The following is a 12,423-nucleotide window of genomic DNA, read 5'->3' on the forward strand; positions in this document are numbered from 1 at the left end:
AGGCAATGGAGAAAAGAACTACCGGTATTAGTACACACTGAAAGATGAAAGCCATCAGGTACATACGAACAGCCATTTTCACTTTGGCTGCCCTGGGCATGGTTGACTTTATGACACGGACCGGTCTCGACGCAGCCGGACGCTACTCATACAGCGACTTCAACAACCATGCACTTTCCCGGACATTGGCAGATGTTCTCTTGCTGACAGCTTTCATCTTTCTGGCGGCCCGACAGTGGATGCAAAAAGGAAGGGATCCGCTGTATGGGATGGCTTCCCTGATTTTCATCCTGTTGCTCATACCCAATATCGGCACCTGGCTTTACCTGACCAACGTCAGCCCGATATACCCATACATCCTCACTGTTTTCTCCCTGCCCATACTTATCATCCTTCACGACCTTTCAGCAGCCAGGCATATCAACTTCAAATTCCCGCTTATCGCCGGACTGTTTTTTATCGCTTCCGGCTTTGTGTACGATATCGCATGTATCAACCTCCCCTTTCAGGACCCCACTCCTGAAATCATCAACAAACGAATTAGTCAGCAGAAGACATTGTATTGGCTGTATTATATTGGGATGTTATTGATGACAACCGGTGTCTTACAGCGTATGACAAGAAAATTAAAAACTGCATAGAACAGGGGAGTTGTGCAATGTAGCTGCAAGCTACGTGATAGGAAGACGAAGGTACAACCTTCGCCTAACGGCCGGCCGCACAGTCTTAAGCCTGATCCAATGGTGACACATTAACAAATATGCATGGGACTTTCAAACAGCATAATTGCACTCAAAGGCAACCATCTTAACAAGATATCTCAAATCTTCGAGACACTCGGTTATGTTGACAATAACCGCAACAAGGAATATGACAAATGGGAAGAAGCCGAGACCTTCTTATTTGACAACTATTTTGACCTGGCCAACCAAAGTATTGCTATCAGAGGCATCTGGGTAGACAACAACTGGACAAGCATTTGTGACCCTGAAATGGTTGACGCGATGGAGGATGATAAAATCAGTCAACTCTCCGGCGACCTGGACGCAATCATTCTGACCTTTATGGTACAAAGCACCTCTGGTTTATTTTGGTTTGCCAAGTATGACAAGACCAAACAAAGACACTTTTTTGCAGTGGATGGTCGGATAATTGAGAACATGGGTGACCCACTAACAGAGGAACAAGGACTGAACATCAATGAGCGCATTTGCGGTGACGACATCATCAAATTGGCTGACAGGCTCGGCGTTGATTTTGAAGCGCCCCATACACAGACAACATTTATAGTAAAGGAGTTGGGGTATGGCGACCAAGTGCAACAGGAAATCAATCAGGTAAACCAGCCGACACTGCCAAAAAAGCAAGCAACACAAACCGGGCACGACAATCAGGGGAAAAAGAAACCTTGGTGGAGGTTTTAGAAATATAGTAGAAAGTGTGCTATAAGAAGCCCTCGTTCTCCATGGCTTCAAAGCCCCTGTGCCGTTAGGCGAAGCTAACACCTTCGTCTTTCTATTCTGTAGCATCCGCTACCCCACAACGTCCTGCGATGAGTTGAAACAACCCGGCTGAAAAGTTTGCGGTTTCTGGTTTGTAGTTATTTAACATCAAGGGATATACGAAGACACATCGCGGAATGTGCACTGCACATCCCAGCGCCTCTATGTTCAAACGAAACGACGCCCCAACTACAAACCACAAACTAGAAACTACAAACTACATAGCCCAGTGCACATTCCTTTGTCAGATGCCAACTTGAGACTCGCGACTTGAGACTTGAGACTTCTTTGCCCGCCGTAGCTTTAGCGCAGGTGGGAGACTTGCTTGCCCCGTGTTATGAATTTTATTTAATTCTTTTTTATCCGGTCAAAATCCCCTTCCAGGGTTTCGTCCTTGATTTTCGTGTCCTTCAATTTACCGAAGTTCCAGGTGAGCATGCACCTCCATGTTCTCGTATCGGTTTTGGATGAATAATCCACATAGAAATCATTCAGTTGGGTGGTTCCTGATTCGATTTCCCGGTAGGTGAGATCAAAGCCAGTAAACTTAGCCACCAGCTTACGCTTGAAAAACTTTGCGGAAATACCGGCACCCAGGCTTTGGTAAGGCCTGAGCACGAAAAGTCCATCGGCCCCGGGCGACACATATTCATAGGTGAGTTCCAAGGACGCGTCTTTAAATACATTGAACTCATTATACAGACTTAGAAACAACATCGGCCTGGTGTTTTCCACAATCGAAACACCCTCATTGTAAACGAACGAATTTTTAGCATAGGTAAATGAATTATAGGTGGACCACTTCCCTATTTCAAATGACAAAATGGTTCCAACGGAATATGTTTCACTTGCCTTCAGGTTCCTCACCACAGCAGCAAATGAATTTTCCGTCGGCAATTTCTCCACCGTAAGGTACATGGGGTCTTCTGACCGGGTGTACCCCAGGCTGAATGTGGCGATTCCGGCATAATCTACACTCAGTTCAGACTGCTTGGAAACAGAGGGTTTCAACCCGGGATTTCCCCGAAAAGACGAGAGGGTGTCAATATAATTCACAAACGGATCCAGGTCTTTGAATGCAGGCCTGTTGATTCTGCTCAGGTATGTGAGACTGATCAACAGATCCTCCGACAATTGATAACCTAACCTGGCATTCGGGAACAAATGGATATAGCCTGTATCCACCACCGTTTTTTTCATTACCTCCGACCGACCGTTGCTCACTGTCCACTCAGACCGGGCGCCCAGCATATATTGCCACTTTTTTACAACACCGGACAGCTGTCCGAACAGTGCCAAAGTTTTTTCTTCGTACGCATAGCTGTTCAGCAAGACCGAATCCACCACCCAGGTTCCATGCTGTTTTTCCTGAAAATCAATTCCACTTTCATTGGAAACAATGCCCGCCTTGCACCCCACATCCAGTTTGTGGTTTTTGTTCAATGCATTGCCAAAATCCATTTGCCCGGACAGGATGTTGTATCTGTTGGTGCTTCTGCTTTGCAGCAAACCATTGGCAGGTGTTCCGAAATCAATTTGCTGATCAATCACATCTACATTCCGGATGTCGTGAAATGTGTATTGTCCGGTGAATTTCAATTCGCTTTCCAATGTGTCCAGCATAAGCGAATACCCACCTGTAAACGAATGCCCTGAAGAGGCGGGCTGGCCTGTGGAATGACTGCTGATGTCGCCGGAAAACAAACCATTTTCGTAAATGTTGTTGATGTTCGTAGACGTTGATGACCAATCGTTCACCACGCCGTAATAGTTAAAAAACAAGGTGTTCAAAGTGTCGATCCTGTACTCCGCCTTCAATAGGTTGGCCAGTTCCAGATCATGGGACACATCCGTGACAATCCTATTGTCCATTTCCACCACAGAGGGTTGGGCAATCTTGCGATAGTATGTATCCTCGGTTCGATATGTGCCATTCGCATTTCCCATCCCGTAAAACAGCGACCATTTTTTGTTTTTGTAATTAATATTCCCGCCCACCTGGGTAGACCAGAATGTTTTTCTGTTGACCAGTGCGTACACACTTCCCTGGTAGCCTTCCAGTTCTGATTTTTTTGTTATGATTTCTATCACAGCATTTCCCTGGGCATCATACTTCGGGCCCGGGTTTTCTATGATGTTTATTTTCTTCACATCCCTTGACCCTATGGCATTCAATATATCCGTGGTGGCCACGCGCTGTCCGTCAACATAAACAATGGCTGTTCCCTTGCCCGGAACAACTACCTGTCCATCTGATTTCACGATTACATTCGGACTGCTTTTCAACACATCAAGCGCGGTTCCTTTTTCACTCAGAATGGTCCCGTCAACATTTACAACCAACTTATCAATTTCCTTCACATACAAAGGGATGTTGCCAGTGATTTCAACGGTTTTCAACAACCTCGTGGTTAGCGTTACGGTACCGATATCCACCACACCGTTTTTATCCGCTTGCAATGGCTGGTTATAATACTGTTGTTCGTAAGCGAAGGTGGTGAACAGCAAAATAACAGGCATCTCATCTATGCCTGACAATTCGAAACGACCATTCATAATATAGGTTCCTTTGACCATAACCGAATCGCCGATTCGCAGCGCCAATACATTCCCGTAGTCAACCGGTTGGCCCTTTTCATCAACCACCTTTCCCTGAATGGTTGCTCCCTGTCCGTATGCCTTTGCCGTGACAAAGAACAATACCAAAAGCAACAGACTTCGGGTGAACGCATGCATCCTGTTTCTCGTTTTCCTCATGGTATGTGTGTCGACCATATTATTCAAAACATATCGAATCTTCCTTTTCCTTTGCATGCAAACATAAATACCCCGGGAAAAGTATATTGCCAAAAGTGGTTGAACACATCAAAGATACCAAGCCAGCGCTAATGTTCTTCTCTTTGCCTGCCCGTCATAGCTTTAGCGAAGGAGGGAGACTTACATTCCACGACCTATCTACCGGATGAAAAGTTTGTGGTTTCTGGTTTCTGGTTTCTGGTTTGTAGTTATTTAACATCAAGGGATATACGAAGACACATCACTGAATGTACACTGCTCATCTCAGCGCCTTTGAGCTAAACCCCACGACGCACCCAACCACCCGCCTTCGCTCAGCTACGGACGGGCAAGCAAACAACAAACTAGAAACTACAAACTTAATCTTGACTCGAATTAAAATATCATCTACATTTCCACCTCCAACAGTGATGCCGCCGGGAGTGAGGAAGTGGTGGGGATTTTGGAAATGTAGAGATTACAAAGACTCATTGCCAGGGGTTTTGAGGGAGCCGTGTGAGGTGTTTTAAACTATCCTTTGAGTGTGATTTGTGGGGTTGGAAAGAGGGGATAAAGACACCTTTTGGTTTAATAGCCGGAGTTAGCGGCAACACATATTAAACCTTAAGCATTATTTGTAGTCAAATGACAAATCATTAAATCAAGACATATGAAGCAGATTATTACTTTCTTCGGAATTGTTTTCCTACTATGTTCTTCGCAAGTTAAAGCACAAGTGCCACCACAATGGGACACGGCAAAAGTTGAACTAACATTTAAACTCAATCAGATAAACAACGAAATTCTGAACCGTTGGGACAACCACCTCTATTGTACAGACTTTGCAGGAAATTTAATGCTTGCAAACAGCAATAGAGGTTACGCGTTATTTACACCTGATACTGCTTTCCCTTATCCTATACCCGTTTATCAAAATGCACTTTATGCCAAAATTGACACTATGTTAATGGCATTTGACACTTTAGGATATAAAGCTGTTGATGTGACACTCCAATATCCAATGCTAGTTGACTCCTTTACAAACTCACAATACTACCTAGATTTTTATGTGACTGTTTGTCAAAAAATAAAACAAAAAGGATTCAAATTAATTATAGGTTGTCAAGCAGCTTTCGTTGATTCTGTTTTTGGAGAACCAAAACTGACCAGCGATATTGAAAAACACTACTTCAATCCAGACAATAATATTTTCACGAATGATTCTCTCGAAATCGCCCGATTTAAACTGGAAAAATTACAAATGATGCAGACCATTATAGACTCCTTGCAACCTGACTACCTGACATTGGAAATGGAGCCACAGACACAAGAATACAATCTATATAATCTAATTGACTATAGTGTTGACAGCACCATTTCGCTTGTCAATTATTTTATCACAAATCTAAATACCGGTGCGACATTGCTCGGTGCCGGTGCCGGAACATGGGACGATTATAACTTTTTTGAAAAAATTGCTACGCTAACAAATGTTGACTACATTGATTATCACATATATCCGCCTCACTTCAATTATATAAATGATATTGCTTTTAAAATAGATTCCGTAGCAGATGCTAACAATAAAAAACTGGTGATTGGGGAGTCATGGTGTTATAAAGCAACAAATAGTGAGATGACCAACATCAATCAACCTGTGGCAACCAGTCAACTGATTTACTCGAGAGACGTATTCGATTATTGGGTTTCAATTGATACTCTTTTCGTTAAGGCAATGGTAAATTTATCACAACAATCCAAAATAGAGTTAGTACAATTTCATTGGCCAAATGTAATGTTTGGACAGTTAACATATGATTTTCTAACTCACTTTTCAATGCCGTCTGGACAAATTCTAAATCTTGGAGCGCAGACTGGTTACCAAAATATGTTTCAATTTAATCTTTCGCCTATTGGTATTTATACAAGTGAAGCAATTGACAATATTTGTTTAACAACAGGAATTGATGAGAACACATTTACTCCGAAAATTTTTATATACCCAAATCCTGCACAAAATACCATTAACATTGAAACTTCTGAATCCATAAAAGCGATTTCAATAATTGATATGACAGGGAAAATAATTTTGCGAAAAAGTAATTCCAATCAAGTACATCTGCCAGACCTACAAAATGGTTTGTACTTAATAAAAATTGAAACAGGGACTGGCTATTTAACACGTAAATTAATAATTGAAAAATAAGTGCAGCCGCTAACATTGTATAAGAGCAATAGCGGGTGAAGTACTGAAATTGAAAGTAGTGCATTTAATAAACTTTTGTGGTAGCGGACAGGGAATCGCCTTGAAATCCGCTACTGCTCTTATACTCAACGTTAGCAAACATTTAAAATAAAACATAGCATGAACAGAACACTATTTGCATTTTGTACCCTACTGGTTAGCATTGGTGTTAATGCCCAAACCTTTGAATGGGCAAAATCATTCGGGAGTAGCCTAGCTGATTATGGGCTTTCCATTGCCTTGGATGCATCAGGGAATGTCTATACCACAGGATACTTTCAAGGAACAGCAGATTTCGATCCAGGAGCAGGAACAGCCAATCGTACTTCGTCAGGAGGTCGTGATATTTGGGTTCAGAAATTGGATGCTTCCGGTAATTTTATCTGGGCAAGATCCTTTGGTGGAAGTTTAGATGATATCGGCAGGTCCATCACCGTGGATGCATCGGGGAATGTATATACTACAGGATACTTTCAAGGAACAGCAGATTTCGATCCGGGAGCAGGAACAGCTAACATTACTTCAGCCGGGAATGAAGATATTTTTATTCAGAAATTGGATGCTTCCGGTAATTTTTTATGGGCGAAATCATTCGGGGGTAGCTTAGCTGATTATGGACTTTCCATTGCCGTGGATGCAGCAGGAAATGTCTATACGACAGGTTACTTCCAAGGCACAGCAGATTTCGATCCGGGAGCAGGAACAGCCAACCATTCTTCGGCAGGAAATGAAGATATTTTCGTACAAAAACTAGACACTTCCGGTAATTTTGTTTGGGCAAGATCTTTTGGAGATAGCAATTCTGATCGTGGAAATTCAATCTGCGTGGATGCGTCAAGCAATGTATATACAACTGGAGGCTTTGATGGAACGGTAGATTTCGACCCGGGAGCAGGAACAACCAACCTTACCTCGGAAGGGTCTTTGGATGTTTATGTGCAAAAACTAAACTCTACTGGTAATTTCGTCTGGACAAAATCATTTGGGGGCAGCTTAAATGATCAAGGATTTTCCATCACCGTGGATGATTCAGGAAATGTCCATACCACAGGAAGTTTCGAAGGAACAGTAGATTTCGACCCGGGAGCAGGATCAGCCACCAGAACTTCGTCAGGGTCATTGGATGTTTTTGTGCAAAAACTAAACGCATCAGGTACTTATGATTGGGCAATATCTTTCGGGGCAAGCTCTTCAGATCAAGGATATTCCGTCACTGTGGATGCATCAGGAAATGTCTATACCACAGGAAGCTTCCTAGGAACAGCAGATTTCGATCCGGGATCGGGAACAGCTAACCTCACTTCGGCAGGACCTTGGGATGTTTTTATTCAAAAAATTAACGCTTCCGGTAATTTTGTTTGGGCAAAATCTTTTGGGGGAAATTCAATTGATGCAGGAAATGCCATCACTGTGGATGCATCAGGAAATGTCTATACTACAGGACATTTCGCGGGAACAGTAGATTTCGATCCGGGAGTAGGAACGGCAAACCTTACCTCGGCAGGAAATTATGATGTTTTTGTGCAAAAACTGAGTCAAGGAGTAAGCGGAATATTAGACATAGGTGCAGGAATTCAAATAAGAGCTTTCCCTAACCCCAGCAAGGGATTGGTGCAACTATTTTTTGAGAAAGCGTTTAATAATGTGGAAATTACCCTTACCGATTTTCAAGGAAAAGTAGTTTTTACCAAACAACTGGATGTAACTACAAATGAAAAAATGGAAATTGAGGGAAGCGCAGGAATTTACTTCTTGAATGTAAAAACACCGCAAGGACAGAATGTATTGAAGTTGATAAAAGAATAACGTTCGCTAACAGCGTATATGTGAAATAGCGGATGAAGTGGTATATCAAAGGTCTGCGCGTCTATGAAACTTTGTGCTAACCAGACAGGTAAATATTTCTAATCCGCTAATTCACATATACGCAAACCGTTAGCAGCAACCTAAAAGGACAGTCAAACAGGAGAATTAAGAGCAGTTAAAATGACGAAACAGAACATTGATACAGATTTCTTATCAGCACTGAAATTCGAGCCATTGACAAATAGCAATTGGAATAAGTTTGTAGAACTTTTTGGAGTAAAAGGTGCTTGCGGAAATTGTTGGTGTATGTCGTTTCGACTAAACAAATCTAACTTTGAAGAAGGAAAATCAAATGACGGAAATAAAAACGCAATGAAACGACTTGTTACGGACAACCAACCAACGGGACTTCTTGGTTTTTATGAAGGAATACCCATTGCGTGGTGTGCATTTGCACCAAGAGAAGACTTTCCTAAATTGCAAAAATCAAGAGTTCATAAGCCTATAGACAAAAAACAAGTATGGTCAGTTCCCTGTACTTTTATCGCAAAAGATTTCAGACGACAAGGCGTTTCTGTTGAGCTTTTAAAAGGACTTATCAAATACGCAAAAACACAAGGAATTAAAATTATTGAAGCCTACCCAACAATCCCTACACAAGAAAAACTTCCTGACGCTTTTGCGTGGATAGGTTTGTACAGGTCATTTGAAAGAGCAGGGTTTGAAATCGTTGACCGTACATCAAAAAATCGTCCCATGGTTCGTTATTACATTGACAATTAACCTAAAAAATGAAAGAATATTTAATCAAACTCTTTAACTATAACGATTGGGCAAATCGCAAATTGCTTGAAATTATAAAACAACTTCCAGACAAAGAAGATGCAATAAAGTTGTTTAGTCATCTCATTACCTCACAAGATAAATGGCTGAATAGAGTTACACGACAAACAGACGATAATTCTTACCATTGGTTTGGACAAATATTTCCCATAGAGAGTATTGAGAAAAATTGGTTGGAAAGTTTTCAAAAATGGGCTGACACACTGCAATCAGCAAGTGAATCAGATTTGAATAATAACATTGTATTTGTTCGCGTGACCGACAAAAAAGAAATGAAAGTAAAATTGAAAGACATTATTCTTCAATTAAATTATCATTCAATTCATCACAGAGCACAAATAAACAAACTAATCAGTCAGCAAGGTTTGACACCACCACCGACAGACTATATTTTAACTGCAATTGAAGAAGTTTGACTTAAATAAAAAAGGTATGCTGCTAACAATGGCTATACGTAATGCGGGTGAAAGTGCCAGCCGAAAGGTCGGAGCTTTGGCTACCGTCCGTGCCAAACCTAAAGTGAAGTACCTTGAAATCCCGCACTACGCATAGCCTAGACCGTTAGCAATAATGCGCCAAAGACAGACAGTTCCGCCGCCGCCTGAAACAACAGACTGGTTTAAGAAAGAAGATTAGCCTCAGATAGCTTTCCCACCTTTTTGTAACTTTCACCCCCTTCAACCGTCTTTGATTTTCAATGGTTCTCGTCCGGGTGTACCTTTTTGTTTGTTTGCTGCTCGCGTGTATGAACGCGGGCGCCCACCAGCTGTCGGGTGAGGTGAAGGACGAGCGCGGATTTCCCGTGCCTTTTGCAAGTATTTATTTGGAGAACACCACCTATGGCGTGGCATCCAACGCCAGGGGCTGGTACTACCTGGAGCTGCAGCCGGGCACGTACCGTGTCGTGTTCCAGGCGGTGGGCTTTGCCACGGTGGTAAGGGAGGTGACCATGCCCGACCATGACCTGTCGCTGAACGTGGTGCTGGAAGCGGCTCCGGTGAACCTCGGCGAGGTGACCGTTACCGAAGACAAGCGTGACATCGCCATGGAGATCATCCGCAAGGCGATCGACAAACGGAAGTCCTACCTGGATGCCTACACCGCCTACACCTGCGACACCTACATCAAGGCTTCCCTCGAGAAAGAATACGCCGACATGCGCGACAGCCTCATCCCCGGCCTCGTCAAACGGGAGCGCCTTAACTTCATTGAGTCGTACGGACAAACCAACGTGGGCCCGGGCGGACAGGTAAAAGAAATCAAAACCGCTTACCGCGACCTGGCCGACAAGAAAATCGCCACCGTGCAGGTGCACGTGAGCACCGACGACCGCCGCGGTCCCGACAATTACATGGAGCACAACCCCTACCTGTTCTATACATCTGTTTCCGACGGCAACTTCAACTTCTACCAGAACTTGCTGAACATCCCCAGGCTGGGCGACAAGCCCTACATCTCCCCCATCGCCGCCATGGCGCCCGTATCCTACAAGTACTACTTCGAGGAGTCGTTCTTCGAAGACGGCAAACAGATCAACAAGATCAAAGTGGTGCCCCGCAATTCGGAAGGCGCCCTCTTCTCCGGCTACCTCTACATCGAGGAGAACAGCTGGGCCCTGAAGGCCGTGGACCTCACCCTGCCCGGCGCCAGCACCCACTTCTACCGCAACTTCCGCATCATCCAGAACTATGAACAAACACCCGACTCCACCTGGGTGATCGGCCGCCAGTCGTTTTTCTACGACGCCCGCAACGGACGCATGCGCCTCATCGGCAACACCGTGGTGGTGTATTCGCAATACAACCTCCGTCCCGAATTCCCGCCCCGCTTTTTCGACAACGAGCTGCGGCGCATCGAAGACACCGCCTACGACAAGGACACCACCTACTGGAACGACCTCCGCCCCGTGACCCTCAAGCCGGAAGAGAAGGTATACATTCATACGCAGGACAGCATCCGCACCTACCACAACAGCGTGCCCTACCTCCGGGAGCAAGACAGCATCCGCAACCGCATCACCTTCTGGGATGTGGTGGCGAACGGCGTCGGACTGTACTACCGCGACAAGGGTACCTCCTATTTCATCTATTCCCTGATGCAGTCGGTGCGACCGTTCAGCGTGGGTGGCTACCACCATGCCCTCGGCGGCACCTTCACCAAAGAATGGAGCAAGGCCACCAAGCTGGTAACCACGGGCGAGGTGGACTACGGCTTCGTGAACCGCGTGGTGAAAGGCTATGCCCGGGTGAACTACCTCTACCACCCGAAACGCTTCGGCAAGTTTTATGTCAAGGGCGGTGATACCTATTCAATGATCAACGGGTATGAATCGCTGGCCGCCACGTTCAGCCGCAGCAACTATGTGCACAAACGCTTCGGCGGTGTGGGCCACGAGATGGAACTGGTGAACGGCCTCTTCCTGGATGTGGCCACCGAGTATGCGGCCCGCCGCCCCATCACCGACCTGGTGCTGTCGCAATGGTCGCAGGAGCTGTTCGGCGACAGCCTGAACTCACCCCAGAACTTCGAAGCCTACAACGAACTGCTGCTGGATGTGGAGCTGAGCTTCACCCCCCAACAGGAATTCTACACCGAGCCCTACCGGAAGATCATCGTGGGATCCAAATACCCGACCTTCACCCTGCACTACAAGAAAGGCGTAAACGGCATCTTCAACAGCGATGTCGACTACGACTTCCTGCAACTGTCGGTGGAAGACAAGATGAAGATCGGTACGCTGGGCGAATCCAAGGTGGCGATCTACGCCGGTAAGTTTTTGCGCAGCGAAGACATCCGCCTGGTGGACCAGAAGTTCTTCCGCGGCTCGGATTACTTCTTCTACAGCAACCCGATCAAGTCCTTCCAGCTGCTGGGCCCCACGCTGGCCACGCGTCAGTCGTTCCTGCAGGCGCACTACATCCACCACTTCAACGGCGCCCTGATGAACAAGGTGCCGCTGGTGAAAAAGCTCAGGATGAAATCCGTCGGCGGCGCCAGCATCCTTTTCATCGACGATGTATCCACCCTCGACCGCGAACCGTTCCGCCATGCCGAGGCGTATGTCGGACTGGAAAAGGAGTTCGTGCTCTGGCGCCAGCTAATGAAGATCGGTGCCTACTACGTGGCGGCCGACAGCAACCACTCACGCATGGAAGGCAACTTCAAGTTCGGGATTGACTTCTTTAATTCGTTTACGAACAGTTGGAGCTACTGAAAATAAATTAGGAATTAGAAATTAGGAATTAGGAATTG

At 45.1% G+C, this 12,423-nt stretch carries 8 protein-coding genes; 7 read left to right on the plus strand and 1 reads right to left on the minus strand.

Annotation, left to right across the window (positions count from 1 at the left end; genetic code table 11):
* Window positions 1-44 precede the first annotated feature (44 nt).
* Both H6585_06820 and H6585_06825 read left to right on the plus strand, forming a co-directional pair.
* Window positions 45-641, plus strand: coding sequence for a hypothetical protein (locus H6585_06820; protein MCB9448043.1), 597 nt, complete (start codon window positions 45-47; stop codon window positions 639-641).
* A gap of 123 nt (window positions 642-764) precedes the next feature.
* A complete protein-coding gene (locus tag H6585_06825) occupies window positions 765-1,424 on the plus strand; it encodes a hypothetical protein (GenBank protein ID MCB9448044.1) in 660 nt (219 codons plus the stop codon).
* 426 nt (window positions 1,425-1,850) lie between these two features.
* Here the strand turns inward: H6585_06825 and H6585_06830 are convergent, their stop codons facing one another.
* Window positions 1,851-4,259, minus strand: a complete 2,409-nt coding sequence (locus H6585_06830; GenBank protein MCB9448045.1) for a TonB-dependent receptor — start codon at window positions 4,257-4,259, stop codon at window positions 1,851-1,853.
* A 688-nt stretch (window positions 4,260-4,947) separates the two neighbouring features.
* Here H6585_06830 and H6585_06835 point away from each other — a divergent pair.
* The 5 genes from H6585_06835 to H6585_06855 all read left to right on the plus strand — a co-directional run bounded on the left by H6585_06835 (window position 4,948) and on the right by H6585_06855 (window position 12,385).
* Window positions 4,948-6,483, plus strand: a complete 1,536-nt coding sequence (locus H6585_06835) for a T9SS type A sorting domain-containing protein (GenBank protein ID MCB9448046.1) — start codon at window positions 4,948-4,950, stop codon at window positions 6,481-6,483.
* A gap of 159 nt (window positions 6,484-6,642) precedes the next feature.
* Window positions 6,643-8,328: an SBBP repeat-containing protein gene (locus H6585_06840; GenBank protein ID MCB9448047.1), complete on the plus strand. Its 1,686-nt coding sequence runs from the start codon at window positions 6,643-6,645 to the stop codon at window positions 8,326-8,328.
* 180 nt (window positions 8,329-8,508) lie between these two features.
* Complete coding sequence (locus H6585_06845; protein MCB9448048.1) at window positions 8,509-9,111, plus strand: GNAT family N-acetyltransferase; 603 nt, start codon at window positions 8,509-8,511, stop codon at window positions 9,109-9,111.
* A gap of 8 nt (window positions 9,112-9,119) precedes the next feature.
* Entirely contained in the window at window positions 9,120-9,587 is a 468-nt protein-coding gene (locus tag H6585_06850; protein ID MCB9448049.1) for a DinB family protein, read from the plus strand.
* A 329-nt stretch (window positions 9,588-9,916) separates the two neighbouring features.
* Entirely contained in the window at window positions 9,917-12,385 is a 2,469-nt protein-coding gene (locus H6585_06855) for a carboxypeptidase-like regulatory domain-containing protein (protein ID MCB9448050.1), read from the plus strand.
* The last annotated feature ends 38 nt before the right edge of the window (window positions 12,386-12,423 follow it).

It is taken from the genome of Flavobacteriales bacterium, assembly GCA_020635855.1.
Classification (GTDB): Bacteria; Bacteroidota; Bacteroidia; order JACJYZ01; family JACJYZ01; genus JACJYZ01.

Coding starts and splice junctions, on each gene's coding strand:
- H6585_06835 (MCB9448046.1), top strand. CDS start 4,948: ATGAAGCAGATTATTACTTTCTTCGGAATTGTTTTCCTACTATGTTCT.
- H6585_06825 (MCB9448044.1), top strand. CDS start 765: ATGGGACTTTCAAACAGCATAATTGCACTCAAAGGCAACCATCTTAAC.
- H6585_06820 (MCB9448043.1), top strand. CDS start 45: ATGAAAGCCATCAGGTACATACGAACAGCCATTTTCACTTTGGCTGCC.
- H6585_06840 (MCB9448047.1), top strand. CDS start 6,643: ATGAACAGAACACTATTTGCATTTTGTACCCTACTGGTTAGCATTGGT.
- H6585_06850 (MCB9448049.1), top strand. CDS start 9,120: ATGAAAGAATATTTAATCAAACTCTTTAACTATAACGATTGGGCAAAT.
- H6585_06845 (MCB9448048.1), top strand. CDS start 8,509: ATGACGAAACAGAACATTGATACAGATTTCTTATCAGCACTGAAATTC.
- H6585_06855 (MCB9448050.1), top strand. CDS start 9,917: ATGAACGCGGGCGCCCACCAGCTGTCGGGTGAGGTGAAGGACGAGCGC.
- H6585_06830 (MCB9448045.1), bottom strand. CDS start 4,259: ATGAGGAAAACGAGAAACAGGATGCATGCGTTCACCCGAAGTCTGTTG.